The organism is Oceanobacillus sp. FSL K6-2867 (assembly GCF_037963145.1).
GTDB lineage: Bacteria > Bacillota > Bacilli > Bacillales > Amphibacillaceae > Oceanobacillus.
Genome location: NZ_CP150144.1, coordinates 476,472 through 496,922 on the forward strand (window position 1 = coordinate 476,472; position 20,451 = coordinate 496,922).

Consider the following 20,451-nt stretch of genomic DNA (forward strand, 5'->3'; position numbering starts at 1 on the left):
CGGTACCACCCAAATTAACGCATCAATCGCGTTCACTTGTTATCCTTAACGTGGATAGGTCGGCAGGAATTACTCCATTTCACCCCTGCAACATTAAAGGTGAGTTCATAAATTCTTTCAACAGCAGTTTCCACCGAGCACTGCCTCTCTATGCCTGAAAAAAATTACTACTAATCCTTATCAAAGTCGTTAGATTATTTAACCGAATTATAATGAATCCAGTAACTATTGTCAAGATAACCTTGTTTTAAGCTTTCAATCAATTTTTAACCTGCATTCCTTGATTGTTATTTTCGTGATAACATAAAGAAAAGGATAAATCTATTTTAGTAAAGGAATGGACTGTACTTATGTTAAAAGGAATTCTTAATTATGCTCATTATTTATTAGAAGAAGCGATTCAATCAGGTGAAAATGTAATTGACGCTACATGCGGTAATGGAAATGACACCTTATTCTTGAGCAGGCTCGTCGGAGAAAATGGTCATGTGTATGCTTTTGATATACAAGATCAAGCAATTGCAAACACGAGAAAAGTATTGATTAACCATAATTGCTCCAATGTATCATTAATTCACGATAGCCATGAAAAAATTCTCGATTATTTTCCACGGGATAACAAGAAAGAAATCGCCGGTGCTATTTTTAACCTTGGATATTTGCCTAGAAGTGATAAAACGGTCATTACAACTCCGGATTCAACGGTGACCGCTGTTGATGCTATTTTAAATCGTCTAAAAAAAGATGGGCTAGTCGTACTTGTTGTATACCACGGTCATGAAGGTGGAAAGGAAGAAAAAGATGGTCTATTAAAATACCTGCTTCATCTGGATCAAAAGCAGTTTAATGTCTTGCGCTACGGATTTATTAACCAGAAAAATGACCCTCCTTTTATACTTGCAATTCATAAAAAAGTGGGAATCCAATAGAACAAGCATTTTAAATTATACCCCTTTTAAATTCTTGACGTATATTTTTAATTTATATACAATTAACAAAATGCTCAAAATACTAAAAAGGGGGCTTTTAGCATGAAAAGAATCAGATTTATCAGTTTAATAATTGGATTTATATTGTTCCTATCGGCTTGTGGTTCAAGTGATGACTCACAAGAAAATGAAAACGCTTCAAATCCTAATTCAACTGGAGATAGCGAGGTTTATTCTGTTGGTATTGATGTTACATATCCACCATTTGAATACCAGGAAGGTGGAGAATACAAAGGAATTGATATTGATTTAATTCATGCAATTGCTGAAGATCAAGGGTTTGAAATCGAGCTGGAGGCAATGGACTTCGGCGGAATCATACCTGCTATGCAAGCAGGGCAGCTGGATATCGCAATCGCTGGTATGAGTATCACGGAAGAAAGAAAAGAGATTGTTGATTTCTCCGAACCATATTTCGAAGCTGGAATAACATTGGTCGTAGGCGAGAAAAATGATGCGATTTCAAATGTTGATGACCTCAAAGGACATACCGTAGCTGTTAAAAATGGAACATCTGGTGCAAAATGGGCTGAGGATAATAAAAAAGAATATGGATTTGATACAATCCAAGTTTCAGACAGTACGTCCATGTTCCAGGAAGTAACAAATGGAACTGCTGATGCTCTAATTGAGGATTATCCAGTTATTGCATACGCAATTGCTACAGATGACCTTCAGTTGAAAATCGTTGGAGATAGGTTAAACGGTGATAACTATGGCATCGCTGTATTAAAAGGTGAAAATGACGAGCTGCTTCAAAAAATCAATGATGGTTTAGCTAATTTGAGAGAGAGCGGCAAATACGACGAAATTATCAACACGTACATTGAAGAATAATAGAATACTTGGCGCGCTCTTAGTAGCGCGCTGATTTATTTTTAGAATTTTTTTATTCGCCAAGCCTTTAGGTGAATGCTTTAGTTGCACTTATGCAGCAAAAGAAAACTTATACCTTCTTTTGCTGCCAAAAAAAGGAGTGATAACAGGATGCAAGTCATTTATGATTCGCTTCCCTATCTGTTCGAAGGGTTAAAAATAACACTATTTATATTTATTGTTGCTATTATTTTTGGTTTTCTCTTAGGATTAATTTTAGCATTATTTCGCCTGGCTCCAATCAAACTACTGAATTGGATGGCAAAAATTTTTATCGATGCTATTCGCGGAACACCGATACTTGTGCAATTATTTTTCTTCTATTATGGATTAAATTCACTAGAGTTCATATCTTTAGATCGTACTACTGCCGGTATTATTACCGTAGCAATTAACGCTGGAGCATATTTTGCAGAGAATATTCGTGCTGGGATTCAATCAATGGATAAAGGACAAACAGAGGCAGCGAGATCACTTGGTCTTACCGCAACACAAAACATGAGGCATATTATTCTGCCACAAGCATTTAGAAGAATGCTTCCAACATTTACGAACCAGGCAATTATCAGTTTAAAGGATACCTCCCTGCTTTCTATCATTGGTATTGCTGACTTAACCCAGCAAGGGAATGTTGTTATTGCCTCAACCTTTAAAGCATTTGAAATATGGCTAGCAGTTGGTGTCATGTATTTTATCATGATTTATCTATTATCCTTACTATCCAGTTACCTGGAAAGGAGATTTGAATTACGATGACTACGATGATTGAAGTGAAAAATTTAAAAAAGAATTACGACAGGTTAGAAGTTTTACAGGATATTTCTGTAAATATTAAAGAAAAACAAGTTGTGTGTATTATTGGCGCATCTGGTTCAGGTAAAAGTACATTTTTACGCTGTATGAATCGTCTGGAGGATATCACTTCTGGTCAAGTTATCATTGATGGAAAAAATATCACAGATAAAACTACCAACATTAATAAGATTAGGCAAGAAGTCGGTATGGTGTTTCAGCATTTTAACCTTTTCCCACATAAAACTGTTATGCAAAATATCATCCTCGCACCAATGAAAACCAAAGGGGTTTCTAAAGAGGAGGCCGTTAAAAAAGGAGAAGAGCTTCTTGCTAAAGTAGGACTAAGTGATAAGGCGGACAGCTACCCAGGCTCATTGTCCGGGGGGCAGAAGCAGCGTGCAGCAATCGCCCGTGCACTTGCGATGAATCCCAAAGTCATGTTATTCGATGAACCGACCTCTGCCCTTGATCCTGAAATGGTCGGTGATGTTCTTGAAGTAATGAAAGAGCTTGCCCATGAAGGGATGACAATGGTAGTCGTCACGCATGAAATGGGCTTTGCCCGAGAAGTTGCTGATCGTGTTCTTTTTATCGATAAAGGAATTATCGTTGAAGAAAACGCACCTGCTGAGCTCTTTGGAAATCCTCAGCACGAACGAACTCAATCCTTTTTAAGTAAAGTGCTGTAATGATAAGAAGGAGCTGGATTCTCAATTGAGATGATGGCTCTTATTTTAGTTAGCAGCAAGGAACAGTAATTAACACAATTATTTTTTGCCGCTAATTCCATATTCTAAACAACGCAGAAATTCCTTGAAAAACAATTCGTACCAGAAATATAATAAGCTCCGGTATAAATAAAAGTATATCAACAATCATATCCCAGCTTGTTTTCTTTCGCTCTTCCCTTCTCCTTATTGCATTCATGCTAGAATTACACTTCCTTCCTTTTAGGTATGCTATCTATTTATACGACTTAATTTATAATTGGTTTCATTTCAAGTATAAACGAATTAATTGTTCCCTCTTAATCTAGATAAGGCTTCTCTTATAAAGCTAATTGCCAGCATTGCAGCTACTAGTGCACCAGCAAAGAAAGCAATCGTGTAGGATGTTATGTTTTCAGGATTAACTTGATTATGTATATCAAAAGACAGGAAATGAACCTCGATTGCACCCTCCTCCTTTGCGACGTCAATCAATTTCAGTCCTGTTTGTAATGCAGCAATTGCAAGGCAAGTCAAAAATATCGCCAGCATCCAGCGAATGATAGTACCCATCTTCCCTCTCCTTTTCTCAAAATTGCATGCAAATTTATTCTGTGTCGTTATTCCGATAATAGATTAATAAATCTGTCCAACGGCCACGTTCATAGGTGAATTCATTTCTCGTACATTCATACATAAACCCAGCACTTTCAGCTAGTCGAATTGACGGTTCATTATCTATATTGATATGCAGCTCGATACGGTGATAATTTAATTGCTTGAAAAATAACTGCGTGGCAGCGATAACACTTTCTTTACCATAGCCTTTTTTCCAAAACTGATTATGTATAAAATATCCCATCATCCCCCATTGGTATTTCGTCCGCAATATTGTCGATAACTCGACAGTACCAACGTTTGCGTTATCTTCTTTTCGGAATACGCCTAGAATATACATTTCATCCTTTTTGGCCCCTTCATGAAACTTTTGAATCCATTTAATAAACCAATCCTTTGTAAAACGGGACATGGCGATATAACCTTCATCGTATTTGGATTGAGATGGCAATCGTCGACTAAATTGTGTATACCAATTTAAATAATCCTGCTTCTGGTACGGTCGGATAATTAATCGTTTTGTTTCATATGTTAAATCTGACACTTTCACAGCTTCATCCCCTTTCCAATATCATTGAAACAAATGATGAAGCAGTCTATCTTTATCATCAAAAAATTGCTTCATCACTTTATAATGCTCTGTATCTTCTAAACTTTGTTTTTCCAAGCCTTTCTCTGTAAGCTGAATAATAACTGCATCTGGATAAGCCATCAGTATCGGAGAATGTGTAGATATGATAAATTGTGATCCTTGATTTACGAGTTCATGGATTCTTGCCAGCATGGATAATTGTCTTAATGGGGATAATGCTGCTTCTGGTTCATCTAATATATATAAACCCCTGCCACGGAATCGGTTGGTAAAAGCAGCAAAGAAAGATTCACCATGTGATTGTTCATGCAGCGACTTTCCACCAAATGAATCGATAATTCGTGAACCTCCAATAGAAGATGCGTCCATTTCTTCAATATTGCTCGCAACATTATAAAACGATTCAGCCCTGAAAAAGAAGTTGTCATTGGGAAGATAGGGTCCCTTAGCAATCCTTAAAAACTGATCTAAATTCGAATGTGAGTCAAAGCTTGAAAAATTAAAATTCTTCGTGCCTCCCTCTGGATTAAAGCCAAGTGCAATTGCAATCCCTTCTAGCAAAGTAGATTTTCCCATCCCATTTTCTCCCACAATATAAGTTACATTCGGATGAAATGACAACTTTTTTAAATTTTTTATAACGGGAAGATCAAAGGGGAATGTATCATATGAATGAATGCGATTCTTATATAATTGAAGCTCTTTAATATACTGATTATCTTGATTTAATCTCATTTTTTACTCCCTCTACAAATATGTAATGGAGTCATGTCTTATGCATATGAGCAAAAGTTAAAACTCCTGGTTATGTCTAATCCCAATGATTGAATACTACATGACCAACTGTTTCAGGCTGCCAATACAGCAAATCAGCTAATTCTCCTTTACTTAAATCATTTTCGTTAAGTAAGATTCCCTTTTTACGCCCTGGTCTCAGCTGAATTCGTTCATCTAATTCCTCCGGCTGCAAAATCGTATAGCAGGCTGCGAATTGTTTGGTTAATGTTGGCTCATCAATAAATGTTAGTTTAAAATAATCAGCCTCACTTGCAACAGCCAGGTAAGGATAGTTCTCATTTAAGAGCAGGTGCAATCGTTTTTTTATAACTTCAAGCTCTACATGGAAAAAATTCGTATCAATTTGCGGTTCTGTAAATGCTATTATCATCCCATCTAGCTGTGCAATCAGTGCATAGCATAATTGCTTAAATTCCTTACCATTTGGTTTTCGGAAACGATCATCTGTGCGATGAATTTGTCCTGTGATACCTCTTTGGAGAATCATAAAATTCCCTCCGTTATTTGTTTGACAGAAACCAACTGATTACCAAATTGCTTTTGCATCTTCAAGCTTTTCCAGCTCAACCCTTAGCTTCTGCATTGTTGTTGGACAAACAGTATTATATTCCTTGATTTTATTATTAATTTTCTTAATGTCTTTTTCCGTTTTAGCAGTATGCACCATGCTAGCAATTTCCTTTTGCAACTTCAGCCAATACGGCAAATATCCTGCATCTTTGGCAATTTGCTGGAAGTTTTGAAAAACATCTCTTTCCACATAGCCCTTCGGCAACGGCTTCCCCGCACCCTTTAAGTCATAATTATCTTTCTCACCAGCTGCTTCGAGTATATCACCAATTAAATCATTATACTTTTTATCCAATGTCAGTTCTCCTTTTCGATCATATGGACTGCGAATTGCTTCGTTTTGACAATTAAATCTGACATAGCTTTTATAGTAAATAATATGCAAATCTAATCTGAAATTGAACCAGCTTAATTGGGTGCAACAAGCTCTACCTTTATTGTATCTGGATACTCGAGAAAAACAGCATAATGATGCTCCTTGTATAAAATAGGAATTCCCATTTGCTCGAATTGCTTTCCCCCTTTACTTCAAGTTTGGTAAAGCTCATATCTCAACTTTTCCAAGAACCAGCCCCAAAATGCAACCGAGTTTTCCAATTGGAAACATTTATTTCCACATAGACCCTTTGTCATCATTTATTTCTCTTTATTTTAGTTTTTCAATCTACCATATTATATTTCGCTATTTCTTTCATAAATTCCTTTATTTACCCAGGGCTTTGCTCTGTTTTTTCCCCTCCTGTTAAATTAGACGAAGTACTTTCCTAAAAAGTTTTCATTTAATCCACATCATACTATGAAACTCTTTTAAACTCACAGGTATAAACACGCTGTTTTATTGGCATAATTCTAACAAAATACTTTCTATTATCGTCCCCTCCATGTAAAATAGAAATAAAAATGGTCGAAAGTAGTGATTTTGATTGGTTCATAAACGATGGTTTCAAGTAATGCTTTTTTTAATTATGCTTTTTCTCTTAATCTGGCTTGTTTCAATTACACATTTCATCTTTTTTCCAGTTATTAGATTAATTGGTGCTGTTGCACTGCCAATCATTGGTGCTGGAATTTTGTTCTACTTAACGAAGCCATTAATGCATTTGTTCATGCGTCTAAAAATAAATAAAATATTCTCGATTATATTTGTGTACTTAACACTTATCTTAATTGCAACGTTATTCATTATTTTCATTTGGCCGATTGCGCAGAATCAGTTCGCTACAATGATTGACAGCATACCACAAATGGTAAAACTTGCTGAAGAAACAATTCAGTGGGTACAGAAAAACTACGAAGCTATTCCAGAGCAGGCTGTTTCGATGATCAATGACTTCGTCGCTGACCTCCCAACACATCTGGAAGGGATTGCGAATAATATTCCAAGCTTTATTGGTGGCATCTTAGGGCAAGTTGTTTCGATTGCAATGGGAATTGTACTTATTCCGTTCTTCCTGTTCTTTATGCTGAAGGATGGGGATAAATTAATTCCATTTATCACGCAAGTATTCAGCAAAAAAAAAGCAGACAACATTCGCAGCCTGCTAATTAAGATGGACAATGTTCTATCTTCTTTCATCCAAGGGCAGCTGCTTGTTAGTTTCTTTGTTGGAGTCTTGCTGTTAATTGGCTATCTCATTATCGGATTGGAGTATGCTCTAGCGTTCGCCCTTTTCGGAATGCTTACCAATGTCATACCTTTTCTCGGTCCGTATTTAGCTGTAATCCCTGCATTAATTGTCGGGGGGTTTCAGGATCCAATGAATCTTATTTGGATTTCCTTAATTATGTTCATCGCCCAGCAAATTGAAAGTTCAGTTATTTCGCCGAATGTTATGGGTCAAGTATTGCAACTGCACCCGTTAACGGTGATAACAGTTATTCTTGCTGCCGGAAGCATTGCCGGATTCCTCGGTATTTTATTCGCCGTACCTTTCTATGCATTGCTTCGAACAATCATTATGCATTTTTATAATACGTATCGGGATTCTAAGAAACATAAGGAAGATGCATTGATATAACGTTTCATTTTATAAAACCGCGGAGAAATTGAGTTTTCTCGGCGGTTTTTTTATGGTTGCAGCTCAGTCCAATGGAAAGTCAACGGTTCGTTGATTGTATAGGTATGCTTTTTTTCTGTTACCAAGCTTGTTTATCGATTGCAGATTAAATAATATAATTTGTACTACTATGCTCTAGGTTGAGTTTACTGGAATGAAATTGTCAGTACTTAATGATGCACTCCGCTAGCTTGGGACATTTTTGACGGGCTTCAGCGATCGATAGAAATGCCCTCTCTATTTTTTCCGCTTATATCCTCTATAAGGTTCCAAATGAGTATTAGATTTGTTCGTCGGTTCTCCATACTTGCTTTGAATTACTGAATAAGTTAAATTCCTATTAGTTTGGGAGCTCATCATTTCTATGTGTTACCGTATTAGTTGATCCTCTTTTTTTGGACACTCATTATCCCTTTGAGTTACCGAATAAATTGAGCTTTTCCTCGGCTAGTGGCTCATCACTGTCATGAATTACCGAATGAACTTATCTTCTCTCTGTTCCAGGACCCATCACTATTACTGTTTTATATTACAAATAATCAAGTACTTCTTTTTTAGTAATTTCTTAATAACTCTTGCATTACAAGGTAATACAACATATACTAAAAACATACCTTGTAATACAAGACTTATATTCCATAAACTAAATACCTTGCTATACAAGTTAAAGGAGGGGATAAAAACGTGTCAACAACCCAGATGATGAAGGGGATTTTAGATGGTTGTATACTTGCCATTATTAAGAATAAGGAAGTCTATGGCTATGAGCTAGCTGAAAAATTGGGAGAATATGGGTTCTCCAACTTTAGTGAAGGTACTATCTATCCCTTATTATTGCGAATGCAAAAAGAAAAATTAGTAACCTCGATATTAAAGAAATCCACAGCAGGACCAAAACGAAAATATTATCGACTCACAGAAAATGGTGATCAAGCGTTAAAAGATTTTATAAGAAGATGGGAGAGCTTACAGACAAACGTTAACCATGTTTTGGCACAAGAAACAAAAAATGAAAGGAAGATTAAAAACGATGTATGAAAACATAACACTATCGAAAAAAAGCAAGCAATTTCTAGAGAATCTTCGAGTCTATCTATTTTCAACCGGGAAAAAGGAAAAAGAAATTGATGAAATCGTCGAAGAATTAGAGGATCATTTAATGCAAGCAGAGCAAAACGGGAAATCAATTGAACATATAATTGGCCAGTCGCCAAAATATTACATGGAGCTACTTGCCAGTGAAATGCCAATCGATGTTAAAGCCTGGATGAAATATATTCCAATGATTTTATTTGGTGCTTTTTCTTTCACCATTGTTCAAGATTTATTTGAAGGAACGCTTGCTTATTCATTACTAGAAATTTTCGGCTTCCTTATCATCTCCGTATTATTTTTAGCAAGCATATCCCTTGCATTTCGATATATCGCCGGAAAAAACCTATCTTCCAGAAAGCAATTTGTGATTCTTTATCCGGTTGCACTGCTGCCGCTTGCTCTCTTTTTCGGTCTAATCTTTCTTAATAAACAAGTCACGACGCCATTAATTAACTTTGGCCTTATCGGAACGATTATCATTGGTATCGTCACAGTGATTTTCATCATCGGTATTTCCATTTGGTCCAAAACATGGGTTCTTCCGATTGTATTAGCATTTGTAACGTTACCAGATTACCTGCTCGGTTTTACATCGCTGACAGAATCCACTCGATTAATTACAGGTACATGTTTTACATTTGGTGGTATTATGATTTACTTCTGGGTCTCAAGTAAAGTAGCAAAAGACTAGCATAAAGAAATGGGGGAACACCAATTGGTAATCCCCCTTCTCTCTGTTAGGCATCTTCCTCTGTTTCACTAGGATATTTTTCCTGTAAAAAATCTACAGACTGACGGATCAATGCTTTCAAAACGTCCTCATTAATATCAGCAAGTTTATTGATATAGACACACGCTTTCCCTGTCGTATGCTTACCGAAATCTGAAAGCAATTCTTCCCTCCGCTCATCGCCGGTTGCAAAATATAAGCTATGCTTTGCTCTTCGTGGCGAGAAGCCCACCAATGGCGCATCCCCTTCATGCCCTGATGCATACTTATAATGATAAGAACCAAATCCAATTATCGTTGTACCCCACATTTTAGCTGGATATCCAGTTGTTTCTGTAAAGATTTCAAGCAGTTTATAAGCATCTTCCCGCTTTTTTGTATTGTCAATATCCTCGATAAATGCAATAACATCACGATCATTTTCTTTCATTTTTTGCTCATACATCTTCCATTTTCCCTCTCTTTCCCTCGGTTTTATAATACACTCTTATATTCCAATTAAACATTTTGGCAGTAATTCCACCAGCATGCAGCAATGACTTTCTCATTTCTTCGCCATATGGAATTGATTTAATTTTTTTATCACCTAAATATAAGCCAAGTAAACCTTGATGGATCATTTCATGAAACTTTCGGTCTGGCAAGCCGCTTACATCTGTTTTTGTCTTTTCAATAAAATAAAGGAATCGTTCTTTCATTTTATTCCAGTTCTCATAATAACTGCAAAAGTTAAGATCTCCTTCGTTATCATCCTCTAGTTGGTCGATATAATAATCAAGCAATATATGTAACCCCTGCATGTAAGGAAAATAACCATCATAAACAGTTTGTGCTGCAGTCGGATTCACTTTTCCGCCAAGTCCGTAAGATACAAGGCAAAAAATTCCTAAGGTTGAGCCGCTTGCCGCGGAAAATTCATACCATGTGAGATTTTCATACGTATCTTTATTTTTTTCAAACCATGTCGTTAATCGTGGAATTCTTTCCTTTACCTGCACATGCTTATGAACTTGTAAATCTGCGTATAATCCTTGCAGCCTTAGAAGCTGACCGTGAATTAGTTCTAACGCTTCAACACTCTTTAAAGTTTCTTGACATGTTTGAACTAATTCTCTTAGATAGCCCCCATCTGCTTGATCATCACGCAGCTCATAATAATTTTTCATCGGATTCACAGGTGTTAAAGCATCCTTCATTGCTTCATGCAGCATACGGAAATCCTTTGGATCGAGTGAAGTGCTTCGGTCACACAGATTATCCAAATAATCACTGATCGTTTGATAAGCCACAATAAAGCGAACTGCTTCTTTCCCTTTTTCCCCGGCAAGCAGTGCATAGACACTCCCGCCTTGACAGTGAAATCGTTTATCTTGCATGCTGGCAAGTGCTTGTGTGCGCAACTCATCATTCGGTATCTGCTCTGCTCTGCGCTTCCAGTAATCCATTTCTTCATCTACCATTGGAAAGATTCGTTTAAACACGATTCGTAATAATGAAATCGCATTTCTTGGTACTTTTGTCAATCCTTTTCCTCCGTTCCAATCGGTGAAATTTGCTATACTAATTATAGCATCATATACATTAGGAAAACAAAAACAAGGGGATGTAATCATGATTGAACCATATAAAAGTATTTATCCAACTATTCACGAGACAGTTTTTATTGCAAAGGATGCTGTTATCATTGGCGATGTTACGATTGACGGAGATTCCAGTGTATGGTTTAAGGCAGTCATTCGCGGTGACGTTGCCCCAACCCGGATTGGGAAACGTGTCAATATACAGGATTTCTGCATGCTGCATCAAAGTCCTGACAAGACACTTTTGATTGAGGATGATGTGACAGTCGGTCACCAAGTTACTTTGCATTCTGCTGTCGTTCGGAAAAACGCTTTAATTGGGATGGGGTCGATTATTTTGGATGGTGCGGAAATCGGGGAAAATGCATTTGTTGCTGCTGGAAGTCTCGTTCCCCCAGGAAAAAAAATCCCCCCTAATACATTGGTAATGGGAAGACCTGCAAAAGTTGTACGTGAACTGACAGAAACAGACTATGCCGAAATGCAACGGGTTCGTAAATCTTATGTAGAAAAAGGAAAATATTATAAGGAACAAACAAATATGGGGCGTTAACCATAAAGGAGCTTGTCATTAGAGTTCAAGCTCCTTCATTTACAGCGCTAACAGACCAAAGAAATCAGACCTGAAGGTGACAATGACAAGCGTGATAATAAATATAACCTGACTGAGGGTAAACAGATAATCATTCTTTCCTTCTAAGTACTTCCACTCCATAAATGCACGGAACAATTCCTGTATACCAGTAAAGGCCATACCAAGTACAAATAAATACAATGCAAAATCAGTATCCGAGGATATATTATTAGTTGTAAAAATGAAGTAAAGTCCAGCCACCATGTATACGATAACAGATGTTAATCGTAGCCTTTTATCATACTTTTCATGTACTTTGTTCACATAATTATTAGAAAACCATTTCGGACGCTTTACGTTCAATAGCTTTCTCATGATTGAATTAAATATAAAAATAATTAGTGAAAATACACCGATTAGTATGACTATATCCAGCAGCAGCCCACTGTTATCTTCATAGTAGTACATTAAACATTCTCCTCTTTCCATACTATAAATCGTACACCCGCCAAGATTCCATCAGCTAAAAAAAGCTGTACGACTCAAATAGAGCTGTACAGCAATATATATTATTTCGTCAATGCAAGCAACTCATCAACTTTATCCGTTTTTTCCCATGAAAATGCAACATCCGTTCTGCCAAAATGGCCATATGCAGCAGTATCTTTAAATACCGGTTGACGGAGGTCAAGCATCCGAATAATTCCAGCTGGGCGAAGATCGAATAATTTACGAATCGCAGCTACAAGTGTTTCTTCGCTCACTTTCCCTGTACCAAATGTATTTATTGCAATGGATACAGGCTCCGCCACACCAATCGCGTATGCCAATTGAACTTCACATGACTTGGCAAGTCCTGCAGCAACGATGTTTTTTGCAACATAGCGTGCGGCATATGCAGCAGAACGGTCTACTTTTGTAGCATCCTTCCCACTAAATGCTCCACCGCCATGACGTGCATATCCACCATAAGTGTCAACAATAATCTTGCGTCCAGTAAGTCCCACATCCCCTTGTGGCCCACCAATAACAAAGCGACCAGTTGGATTAATGAAATACTTTGTTTTTTCATCCAAGAGATCAGCAGGAACTACGGCACGAACAACATGCTCGATCATATCCTTTTCAATTTGATCCCTTGTAATATCTTGGTGATGCTGCGTTGAAATAACAATCGTATCGATTCGAACAGGCTGATCATTTTCATCGTATTCTACGGTAACCTGTGTTTTACCATCCGGTCGCAGGTAGTCTACAATGTTTTCTTTTCTTACATCAGCAAGGCGTTTCGATAACTTGTGGGCTAGTGAAATTGGCAATGGCATAAGCTCTTTGGTTTCATCACAAGCAAAACCAAACATTAAACCTTGATCTCCCGCGCCAATTGCATCAATTTCATCCTCGCTCATTTTCCCTTCGCGGGCTTCTAGTGCAGTGTCAACTCCACCAGCAATATCTGCGGATTGTTCATCAATCGCCGTCATAACTGCGCATGTTTCCGAGTCAAAACCATATTTGGCTCGAGTATAGCCAATTCCTTTAATCGTTTCTCTCACAATTGCAGGAATATCTACATATGTGCTTGTGGAAATTTCACCTGCCACTAACACTAACCCAGTTGTAACTGTTGTTTCACACGCAACGCGTGCATTCGGATCCTTTTTTAATATTTCATCAAGGATTGCATCTGATATTTGGTCTGACATTTTGTCTGGATGACCTTCTGTTACTGATTCTGAAGTAAATAAACGTCGATTTACAGCCATTAGGCTAAACTCTCCTTTATTGTATGTTACGGAACTCTAATTTAAATGTTCTACATATATTATTCAAAGTACCTTCAAAAGGTAAAACTTTTCCCGCTGACCAGGTGAATCGAATTTCAATGAATATTATTTTATATAAAACTTCTCTATTAGAAAACTTGGTATTCGTAAAAGGAATTCTTACGAAAACGTATTTTGCTATCTTAGAAAACCTTATACTTTGGAGTCCAAGTCTTTAGGCAAATGCCTAAGTTGCACTAATGCAAATTATGAGTCTTATACTTTTCCTATTTGCGAAAAACAAAAAAGCCTTTCCTTCAAAGACATGAGGAAAGGGTATACTGGCCTTTCGCTCTTATTGTTCAAGGAATTGTTCCTTGCATCAGGTTAGCACCATTTCACATCACGTGATGGTTGCTGGGCTTCATCGGGTCTGTCCCTCCACCAACTCTGAATAAGAGAGTATCCGTTCAATCTTAAGACTAACGAAAGTAGCTGGTGGTGTCAACTATTTTGGAATGATGGGTCAACATATATTTTTATAAATTATCTTTAAATAGTATGGACTAATAATTTAAATGTGTTATACTAATAAACAACTTAAGAAAATAAATGTTGTCATAAACAGATGATATTCTTAAAAAGGCAGGAGATAATGATATGAAAACAGTGGAAAGATCACTAATTAAAGAGTTAAACGAGCACAATAATATGCATATTAATTTGTCGGTAGCACAATTAGTTGAAAAGATTTTAAGTCACGAAGAAGGAAGCCTTACCTCAACTGGGGCAATTCGAGCGACTACCGGTAAATATACTGGTCGTTCACCGGAAGATAAATTTATTGTAAAAGATGAAATTTGTGCAGATTTTGTTGACTGGGGAAAGGTAAACCGCCCAATTGAAGAAAAAGCATTTGATAATCTCTACAGAAAAGTAATTGATTATTTAAAAGAAAAAGATGAGCTTTATCAGTTTAAAGGGTTTGCTGGGGCGGATAAAAATTACCGTTTGCCAATTCAAGTCATTAATGAATACGCATGGCATAACCTTTTTTCACGTCAGCTATTTATCACCCCTTCAGATGAAGAGTTAAACAATCACCAAGCAGAGTTTACAGTTATTTCTGCTCCAAATTTTAAAGCAGACCCAGCTGTAGATGGAACCAATTCGGAAACGTTTATCTTAATTTCCTTTAAAAAGCGTGTCGTTTTAATTGGAGGTACAGAATATGCTGGTGAAATAAAAAAATCTATTTTCTCTGTAATGAATTACTTGCTGCCAAAGCAGGATATCTTATCCATGCATTGCTCGGCAAACGTTGGTCCTGAAGGAGATGTAGCACTTTTCTTTGGTCTTTCCGGCACAGGAAAAACAACATTATCTGCTGACCCATACCGCCGTCTAATTGGAGATGATGAGCATGGCTGGAGTCCAAATGGCGTGTTCAATATTGAAGGTGGCTGCTACGCAAAATGTATTAACCTTTCAGAGGAAAAAGAGCCGCAAATCTTTAACGCTATACGTTATGGATCAGTACTTGAGAATGTTGTCTTAGACGAAAATTCAAGAATTCCCGACTACGATGATACAACATTAACGGAGAATACGCGTGCTGCATATCCACTGGAAAATATTGATAATATTGTTTCACCAAGTGTTGCTGGTCATCCAAACACAATCATCTTTTTAACAGCAGATGCTTCTGGGACACTCCCGCCCATCAGTAAATTAACAAAAGAGCAGGCAATGTATCATTTTCTAAGCGGCTATACGAGTAAACTTGCTGGTACGGAGCGCGGTGTAACCGAACCACAAGCAACTTTTTCAGCCTGCTTTGGTTCACCTTTCTTACCTCTGGCTCCAGCAAAATATGCTGAAATGCTAGGCGATAAAATTGATATGTACAATTCAAATGTATTCTTGGTTAACACGGGATGGACTGGCGGATCTTACGGCATTGGCAACCGGATGAAACTCTCTTATACACGGGCAATGATTCACTCTGCTTTAGAAGGCGAGCTGAATTCAATGGAAACCGTAAAAGATGAGATTTTTGGATTAGAAATTCCGATGCACGTTCCGGGAGTTCCAGATGAAGTGCTAATTCCGAAAAAAACGTGGAAAGACCGAACCGCATATGAAGAAGCAGCAAAATCACTAGCAATAAAATTCCATGATAATTTCCAGAAATTTGAAAATGCTAGTGAAGCAATAAAAAAAGCAGGTCCGATTTACAAAGAATAAATAATTAATTTGTTTACTCATCCCAAAAGGATTCACTAATATGAATAGTATTAGCCAGCCTACTTTGTCAGGCTGGCATTTTTATGTTGCTGCATCATTATTTAGGTTTTCTCTCAATAGCATTTTCTCCTAAAACAGTCTTAAAAAGACTACCTCATTCCTCTCCAACTGGGCATTCACACATTTTTCAATTTCCGCATAAACTGTGTTGATAAATAATCACATATTTTGAAAGGAACGAAATGTATGAGAAAAATTCAATTTGGTGCTGTTGTCGCAGTTGTTTTACTCATTTTCCTTTCTGCATGTAATTCAGGGCAAACAACAAAAATCAGCTTAGCAGAGGTCACCCGATCTCTCTTTTATGCACCACAATACGTAGCACTTGAAAAAGGTTTTTTTGAGGAGGAAGGACTGGAGGTAGAGCTGCAGACGACATGGGGTGGAGATACGACAATGACGTCATTGCTTTCCGGTGGAGCAGATATTGCGCTGGTCGGATCGGAAACTTCCATCTATGTTTATGCGCAAAACTCTAAAGATTATGCAATTAACTTTGCGCAGTTAACTCAGACAGACGGGACATTTCTAGTGGCAAAAGAACCACAGCCTGATTTCAAGTGGGAGGATTTAGAAGGCAGTAATTTTTTAGGTCAGCGTGTTGGTGGAATGCCACAGATGGTTGGTGAATACGTTCTAAAAGATCATGGAATCAATCCACACGAAGATTTGCATCTCGTACAAAATATTGATTTTGCCAATATCCCTGGCGCATTTGCTTCAGGTGATTATGAGTATGTTCAACTATTCGAGCCAACGGCGAGTATTTTTGAAAAAGAAGGCCAAGGACATATTGTCGCATCTTTTGGTGAGGAATCTGGAAAAGTTCCATATACAGTCTTCATGACGAAACAGAGCTTCATGGAAGAAAATGACGAGGCTGTTGAGAAATTCACTCGTGCGATTTATAAAGCGCAAACATGGGTGGAGGAAAATAGTGCAGAAGAAATTGCTAAAGTCATTGAACCTTATTTTGAAGACACCGATTTAGATATGCTTGCGGCATCGATTGATCGTTACAAAAGTCAAGGTTCCTTCGCTACTGATCCAATTTTAGATGAAGAGGAATGGGAAAATTTAAAAGCAATTATGGATGAAGCTGGCGAACTTCCAGCAGATGTTCCGCACAAAGATTTAGTAAACACGGATTACGCTGAAAGAGTTATGTCTGATTAAAGGAGGGGATTTTGTGTCATTTCTGACGTTGGACCATGTCTCCCATCATTATTTTTCCAAAGTAAGCTATACGAAGGCACTCGACAACATCTCCATTTCGGTTAAAGAAGGTGAGTTTATTTCCCTGCTTGGTCCGAGCGGTTGTGGTAAATCAACACTGCTCTCCATTATCGCAGGAATTATCCAGCAAACAGAAGGATTGGTTTCACTGCAAGGGAAGCCTACCACTGAATCTGAGATGGAAATTGGCTACATGCTTCAGCAGGATTATTTATTTCCATGGAAAACAATCCTGGATAATGTTTTACTCGGACCGAAAATCAATCATAAACTGTCAGATGAACTGCAAAAAAAAGCAGTTCAACTATTAAATGAAGTGGGACTCAAGGATGTCCAGATGAAATATCCAAGTGAGCTTTCGGGTGGAATGCGTCAACGTGTAGCATTGGTCCGTACACTGATTAATAACCCTAAGATACTATTGCTTGATGAACCATTTTCAGCACTGGATTACCAAACAAAATTAAACTTGGAGGATTTGGTAGCAGATTTGCTAAAAAGCTATCACAAAACAGCGATACTTGTAACACATGATATTGGTGAAGCAATTGCGATGAGTGATCGGATTTTTATGATGAATGCCAATCCCGGTTCCATCGCCAAGATTTATGAAATACCAATCGAGCTTCGTAATGAAGTACCTTTTTTAGTTAGAAGACATCCGAAATATCAAATTATCTTTGATAAAATATGGGATGCACTAGAAACAAACGAGTCAGAGCAAAAGGCGGTGGAGATACCAGATGAATGACCACCACTTATTTGAAAACTACAAGCGCGGATTAAAGCGGGAGAAAAAGGTCGTGCTCTTCTGGCAACTGACAATTCTCATTACATTTTTTGCGGTTTGGGAAATAGCTAGTCGTCTCTACTTGATTGATCCGCTTCTATTCAGTTCACCAACCAGCGTGTTTGAATTACTTGCAGCCCGCTTTGCCAACGGATCACTTTTTGGTCACTTACAGGTTACTTTGTTTGAAACCATTCTCGGTTTCATTATTGGAACAATTGGGGGAATCCTGATTGCAATCTCACTATGGTCATCAGCACGATTTGCCAATATTATGGGTCCTTATCTTGTTGTATTAAACGCAATGCCAAAAGTAGCACTCGGGCCTATCTTAATCGTAGCACTTGGTCCTGGTTACTTATCCATAATTGCGATGGGATTTATTATTTCAGTTATTGTCACTACTCTCGTCGTTTACTCTGCTTTTAACGAAGTGGATCCAAATTATGAAAAAGTGCTTCGCAGTTTCGGAGCAACAAGATGGCAATGCTTTAAGGAGGCAATTTTTCCAGCAGCAATGCCAGCAATGATTTCGACGCTTAAGGTAAATGTTGGGCTTTCTTGGGTCGGGGTTATTGTAGGAGAATATCTTGTTTCCAAGCAAGGTTTAGGTTATTTAATAATCTACGGATTCCAAGTATTTGATTTCACGCTGGTAATGTCAAGCCTTGTAATTATTGCAATTTTGGCAGCAATTATGTATAAGCTAGTGGAAAAATTAGAACGTTGGTTAATCCGAAATCGAAACACATAGCCGTAATATGCTATGTGTTTTCTGATTTCTTTTGCTGCACTTATTTATATTTTATATAAGAAAAAATTTAGCTTCCTTAACTGCAAAAGAAAAGACCAAACCATTAGATTTGATCTTCCTTATCTCACCTGATAATGTCTCAAATAGTCCATACAGTTTTCAAGTACACCATCTTTCATAATAAAGCTGTATTTCTTCATTTGCTTTACTCGATTTGGGATAAAATTCAATAAAACCGGTCCTTCTGTTTCATAATAGGTTTCTTGTTCTATAAGCTGGTCCACCACTGCAAAGTACACATTTTTAACGACAATATCTTTCCGGCCATCTACTCTATACTGTCCAATATAGCTTATTTCCTGCACATTACCACCAGTTTCCTCCATTACCTCTCGAACAGCAGCATCTCTGGCCGTTTCACCTTCTTCTACTTTCCCCCCCGGGAATTCCAATCCGCGTTCCCGATGCTTGGTCAGTAGCCACTTTCCCTTGTATTTGCATATTACCCACACATGTTTTGGTTCCTTAGAAAAAGGGTGATCATCAAAGGAAAGTTTTACTTCGTTGTTGTAATAGTCTTTAAACGTTATCAAGTCATTCAACTGCCTTCATTATACGAAAAACTGATGATAGTTAACATCTGTTATTCTCCAACCTTTATCATAGGTAAATTCAAATTCCACCTTGTAATCTCCATATAGATCTGTTGTGTTCTTCTGGATAACCTTTACGGTTGAAGCGTCTACTGTTATCATATCATAATCATTTTCTTCTATAAACCATGGCGGTGTTTCAGTCGGTAAAATATACATCCCATCTGACTCTTCCATGTAATAAAAATCAATATAATCCTGTGCAACTTCTTTTGCTGCAATCTGTTCAAATGCCTCTAGTAATTCAGCTTTTGTCTGAAACTTGGTTACTCTGTAATCGTTATCCACATCTTGAACAAGAGTGTCCATAAATTTATTTGTAAGTTTAACGATTTCTTCGTGAGTTAAGCTTGATTCCTGTTGTGAAGCTGGTTTTTCCTTCATTTGATAGGATAACATTTTCTGCTGATTTTCAGCATTTACATGTTCTACCTCGATTGCATTACTGAACATCATCATACATATAAGAACTGCAAAAGCTACGATCCACTTTAATGTGCCATGCTGCTTTTTTCCCATATAAAAAGCCCCCCTGGTTATGAATAAATAATTATTAAAAAGTGTTCCGTGGTAATCTATTCCTCTTTTTCAAGGAGCCTAAACACACATTTACTGGATTATATGCAAATGCTTGTCTACATATGATTATCCCCTAAAATTCCCATTTCTTCAATATGGGAGCGACTTTGCTCATCTCCAAGCTTATAAATCATTTCAAAAACCTCTGTCATGCTATCATCATAAGCATCGTTTGATTTATCATTATGATAAAGCATGATTGGTACATGTGCACGTACATACGTATCCAATCCAGCCTTATCCATATTATCCAGCTTTGCGCGAAGCTTTGTTACTTCCTCAGTCGTCGCATAAATTGTATAGTCATCATTATTTCCGTAGCGCACTTGTGAAATTTCGCCTGCTGGTATACATACAAAATATTTTTCTTTATTCATTTACAAGA

At 37.4% G+C, this 20,451-nt stretch carries 24 protein-coding genes, 1 riboswitch and 1 other annotated feature (1 of these 26 cut by a window edge); of the genes, 12 read left to right on the plus strand and 12 right to left on the minus strand.

The annotated features are described in order from the left end of the window. Nucleotides 1–193, minus strand: a binding site (T-box leader); it reaches 27 nt to the left of the window's first position. A 157-nt stretch (nucleotides 194–350) separates the two neighbouring features. From NSQ77_RS02150 to NSQ77_RS02165, 4 genes are all read left to right on the plus strand, one after another. Next, a complete protein-coding gene (locus NSQ77_RS02150) occupies nucleotides 351–929 on the plus strand; it encodes a class I SAM-dependent methyltransferase (RefSeq protein WP_339228577.1) in 579 nt (192 codons plus the stop codon). Between the two features lie 102 nt (nucleotides 930–1,031). Next, entirely contained in the window at nucleotides 1,032–1,826 is a 795-nt protein-coding gene (locus NSQ77_RS02155) for a transporter substrate-binding domain-containing protein (RefSeq protein ID WP_339228579.1), read from the plus strand. A gap of 150 nt (nucleotides 1,827–1,976) precedes the next feature. Next, nucleotides 1,977–2,621, plus strand: a complete 645-nt coding sequence (locus NSQ77_RS02160) for an amino acid ABC transporter permease (RefSeq protein WP_339228580.1) — start codon at nucleotides 1,977–1,979, stop codon at nucleotides 2,619–2,621. A 5-nt stretch (nucleotides 2,622–2,626) separates the two neighbouring features. Continuing rightward, a complete protein-coding gene (locus NSQ77_RS02165) occupies nucleotides 2,627–3,349 on the plus strand; it encodes an amino acid ABC transporter ATP-binding protein (RefSeq protein ID WP_339230919.1) in 723 nt (240 codons plus the stop codon). Nucleotides 3,350–3,673: 324 nt separating this feature from the next. On the opposite strand, the gene NSQ77_RS02170 is transcribed toward NSQ77_RS02165, so the two are convergent. The 5 genes from NSQ77_RS02170 to NSQ77_RS02190 form a co-directional block, all read right to left on the minus strand. After that, nucleotides 3,674–3,940, minus strand: coding sequence for a hypothetical protein (locus tag NSQ77_RS02170; protein ID WP_339228582.1), 267 nt, complete (start codon nucleotides 3,938–3,940; stop codon nucleotides 3,674–3,676). Nucleotides 3,941–3,974: 34 nt separating this feature from the next. Then, nucleotides 3,975–4,535, minus strand: coding sequence for a GNAT family protein (locus tag NSQ77_RS02175; RefSeq protein ID WP_339228583.1), 561 nt, complete (start codon nucleotides 4,533–4,535; stop codon nucleotides 3,975–3,977). A 21-nt stretch (nucleotides 4,536–4,556) separates the two neighbouring features. Beyond that, nucleotides 4,557–5,312 carry an AAA family ATPase gene (locus tag NSQ77_RS02180; protein ID WP_339228584.1) on the minus strand — a complete coding sequence of 252 codons (756 nt, stop codon included), beginning with the start codon at nucleotides 5,310–5,312 and terminating at the stop codon, nucleotides 4,557–4,559. A 76-nt stretch (nucleotides 5,313–5,388) separates the two neighbouring features. After that, nucleotides 5,389–5,862 (minus strand): hypothetical protein, encoded by a 474-nt coding sequence (locus NSQ77_RS02185; protein WP_339228585.1) that lies wholly within the window; start codon nucleotides 5,860–5,862, stop codon nucleotides 5,389–5,391. A 39-nt stretch (nucleotides 5,863–5,901) separates the two neighbouring features. Next, complete coding sequence (locus tag NSQ77_RS02190) at nucleotides 5,902–6,240, minus strand: DnaJ family domain-containing protein (protein ID WP_339228587.1); 339 nt, start codon at nucleotides 6,238–6,240, stop codon at nucleotides 5,902–5,904. 628 nt (nucleotides 6,241–6,868) lie between these two features. Between NSQ77_RS02190 and NSQ77_RS02195 the strand changes: the two genes are divergently transcribed. From NSQ77_RS02195 to NSQ77_RS02205, 3 genes are all read left to right on the plus strand, one after another. Beyond that, nucleotides 6,869–7,963, plus strand: coding sequence for an AI-2E family transporter (locus NSQ77_RS02195; RefSeq protein WP_339228589.1), 1,095 nt, complete (start codon nucleotides 6,869–6,871; stop codon nucleotides 7,961–7,963). A gap of 723 nt (nucleotides 7,964–8,686) precedes the next feature. Beyond that, the gene (locus NSQ77_RS02200; RefSeq protein ID WP_339228590.1) at nucleotides 8,687–9,040 is read left to right on the plus strand and encodes a PadR family transcriptional regulator; all 354 of its coding nucleotides are present in this window, start codon (nucleotides 8,687–8,689) and stop codon (nucleotides 9,038–9,040) included. Beyond that, the gene (locus NSQ77_RS02205) at nucleotides 9,033–9,788 is read left to right on the plus strand and encodes a DUF1129 family protein (protein ID WP_339228591.1); all 756 of its coding nucleotides are present in this window, start codon (nucleotides 9,033–9,035) and stop codon (nucleotides 9,786–9,788) included. Before NSQ77_RS02200 ends, NSQ77_RS02205 begins: the two co-directional genes overlap by 8 nt. Nucleotides 9,789–9,834: 46 nt before the next feature. Here NSQ77_RS02205 and NSQ77_RS02210 read toward each other — a convergent pair whose 3' ends face one another. Together NSQ77_RS02210 and NSQ77_RS02215 are read right to left on the minus strand one after the other, a co-directional pair. Further along, the gene (locus NSQ77_RS02210) at nucleotides 9,835–10,272 is read right to left on the minus strand and encodes a DUF1801 domain-containing protein (RefSeq protein WP_339228592.1); all 438 of its coding nucleotides are present in this window, start codon (nucleotides 10,270–10,272) and stop codon (nucleotides 9,835–9,837) included. Beyond that, a complete protein-coding gene (locus NSQ77_RS02215) occupies nucleotides 10,265–11,350 on the minus strand; it encodes a tetraprenyl-beta-curcumene synthase family protein (RefSeq protein ID WP_339228593.1) in 1,086 nt (361 codons plus the stop codon). The genes NSQ77_RS02210 and NSQ77_RS02215 overlap by 8 nt, the downstream gene beginning before the upstream one ends. An 85-nt stretch (nucleotides 11,351–11,435) precedes the next feature. On the opposite strand from NSQ77_RS02215, the gene NSQ77_RS02220 reads away from it, so the two are divergent. Then, nucleotides 11,436–11,960: a gamma carbonic anhydrase family protein gene (locus NSQ77_RS02220; protein WP_339230920.1), complete on the plus strand. Its 525-nt coding sequence runs from the start codon at nucleotides 11,436–11,438 to the stop codon at nucleotides 11,958–11,960. 39 nt (nucleotides 11,961–11,999) lie between these two features. Here NSQ77_RS02220 and NSQ77_RS02225 read toward each other — a convergent pair whose 3' ends face one another. Continuing rightward, on the minus strand, nucleotides 12,000–12,449 hold the full coding sequence (locus tag NSQ77_RS02225; protein ID WP_339228594.1) for a DUF4181 domain-containing protein: 450 nt from the start codon (nucleotides 12,447–12,449) through the stop codon (nucleotides 12,000–12,002). Between the two features lie 101 nt (nucleotides 12,450–12,550). After that, nucleotides 12,551–13,747 (minus strand): methionine adenosyltransferase, encoded by a 1,197-nt coding sequence (metK, locus tag NSQ77_RS02230; RefSeq protein ID WP_339228595.1) that lies wholly within the window; start codon nucleotides 13,745–13,747, stop codon nucleotides 12,551–12,553. Between the two features lie 352 nt (nucleotides 13,748–14,099). Next, nucleotides 14,100–14,208, minus strand: a riboswitch (SAM riboswitch). A 199-nt stretch (nucleotides 14,209–14,407) separates the two neighbouring features. On the opposite strand from metK, the gene pckA reads away from it, so the two are divergent. The 4 genes from pckA (at nucleotide 14,408) to NSQ77_RS02250 (ending at nucleotide 18,834) form a co-directional block, all read left to right on the plus strand. Beyond that, on the plus strand, nucleotides 14,408–15,994 hold the full coding sequence (pckA, locus tag NSQ77_RS02235; protein WP_339228596.1) for a phosphoenolpyruvate carboxykinase (ATP): 1,587 nt from the start codon (nucleotides 14,408–14,410) through the stop codon (nucleotides 15,992–15,994). A gap of 246 nt (nucleotides 15,995–16,240) precedes the next feature. Next, nucleotides 16,241–17,230 (plus strand): ABC transporter substrate-binding protein, encoded by a 990-nt coding sequence (locus NSQ77_RS02240; RefSeq protein WP_339228597.1) that lies wholly within the window; start codon nucleotides 16,241–16,243, stop codon nucleotides 17,228–17,230. 13 nt (nucleotides 17,231–17,243) lie between these two features. Continuing rightward, nucleotides 17,244–18,041, plus strand: coding sequence for an ABC transporter ATP-binding protein (locus NSQ77_RS02245; protein ID WP_339228598.1), 798 nt, complete (start codon nucleotides 17,244–17,246; stop codon nucleotides 18,039–18,041). Next, on the plus strand, nucleotides 18,034–18,834 hold the full coding sequence (locus NSQ77_RS02250; RefSeq protein WP_339228599.1) for an ABC transporter permease: 801 nt from the start codon (nucleotides 18,034–18,036) through the stop codon (nucleotides 18,832–18,834). Before NSQ77_RS02245 ends, NSQ77_RS02250 begins: the two co-directional genes overlap by 8 nt. 119 nt (nucleotides 18,835–18,953) lie before the next feature. Here NSQ77_RS02250 and ytkD read toward each other — a convergent pair whose 3' ends face one another. The 3 genes from ytkD to NSQ77_RS02265 all read right to left on the minus strand — a co-directional run bounded on the left by ytkD (nucleotide 18,954) and on the right by NSQ77_RS02265 (nucleotide 20,443). Next, nucleotides 18,954–19,427 carry an RNA deprotection pyrophosphohydrolase gene (ytkD, locus tag NSQ77_RS02255; RefSeq protein ID WP_339228600.1) on the minus strand — a complete coding sequence of 158 codons (474 nt, stop codon included), beginning with the start codon at nucleotides 19,425–19,427 and terminating at the stop codon, nucleotides 18,954–18,956. An 18-nt stretch (nucleotides 19,428–19,445) separates the two neighbouring features. Next, nucleotides 19,446–20,006 (minus strand): hypothetical protein, encoded by a 561-nt coding sequence (locus NSQ77_RS02260; RefSeq protein WP_339228601.1) that lies wholly within the window; start codon nucleotides 20,004–20,006, stop codon nucleotides 19,446–19,448. A gap of 116 nt (nucleotides 20,007–20,122) precedes the next feature. After that, a complete protein-coding gene (locus NSQ77_RS02265; protein ID WP_339228603.1) occupies nucleotides 20,123–20,443 on the minus strand; it encodes a hydrolase in 321 nt (106 codons plus the stop codon). Between the last annotated feature and the right edge of the window lie 8 nt (nucleotides 20,444–20,451).

Coding starts and splice junctions, on each gene's coding strand:
- NSQ77_RS02210 (WP_339228592.1), bottom strand. CDS start 10,272: ATGTATGAGCAAAAAATGAAAGAAAATGATCGTGATGTTATTGCATTT.
- pckA (WP_339228596.1), top strand. CDS start 14,408: ATGAAAACAGTGGAAAGATCACTAATTAAAGAGTTAAACGAGCACAAT.
- NSQ77_RS02205 (WP_339228591.1), top strand. CDS start 9,033: ATGTATGAAAACATAACACTATCGAAAAAAAGCAAGCAATTTCTAGAG.
- NSQ77_RS02240 (WP_339228597.1), top strand. CDS start 16,241: ATGAGAAAAATTCAATTTGGTGCTGTTGTCGCAGTTGTTTTACTCATT.
- NSQ77_RS02265 (WP_339228603.1), bottom strand. CDS start 20,443: ATGAATAAAGAAAAATATTTTGTATGTATACCAGCAGGCGAAATTTCA.
- NSQ77_RS02155 (WP_339228579.1), top strand. CDS start 1,032: ATGAAAAGAATCAGATTTATCAGTTTAATAATTGGATTTATATTGTTC.
- NSQ77_RS02150 (WP_339228577.1), top strand. CDS start 351: ATGTTAAAAGGAATTCTTAATTATGCTCATTATTTATTAGAAGAAGCG.
- NSQ77_RS02250 (WP_339228599.1), top strand. CDS start 18,034: ATGAATGACCACCACTTATTTGAAAACTACAAGCGCGGATTAAAGCGG.
- NSQ77_RS02260 (WP_339228601.1), bottom strand. CDS start 20,006: ATGGGAAAAAAGCAGCATGGCACATTAAAGTGGATCGTAGCTTTTGCA.
- metK (WP_339228595.1), bottom strand. CDS start 13,747: ATGGCTGTAAATCGACGTTTATTTACTTCAGAATCAGTAACAGAAGGT.
- NSQ77_RS02160 (WP_339228580.1), top strand. CDS start 1,977: ATGCAAGTCATTTATGATTCGCTTCCCTATCTGTTCGAAGGGTTAAAA.
- NSQ77_RS02185 (WP_339228585.1), bottom strand. CDS start 5,862: ATGATTCTCCAAAGAGGTATCACAGGACAAATTCATCGCACAGATGAT.
- NSQ77_RS02180 (WP_339228584.1), bottom strand. CDS start 5,312: ATGAGATTAAATCAAGATAATCAGTATATTAAAGAGCTTCAATTATAT.
- NSQ77_RS02225 (WP_339228594.1), bottom strand. CDS start 12,449: ATGTACTACTATGAAGATAACAGTGGGCTGCTGCTGGATATAGTCATA.
- NSQ77_RS02170 (WP_339228582.1), bottom strand. CDS start 3,940: ATGGGTACTATCATTCGCTGGATGCTGGCGATATTTTTGACTTGCCTT.
- NSQ77_RS02165 (WP_339230919.1), top strand. CDS start 2,627: ATGATTGAAGTGAAAAATTTAAAAAAGAATTACGACAGGTTAGAAGTT.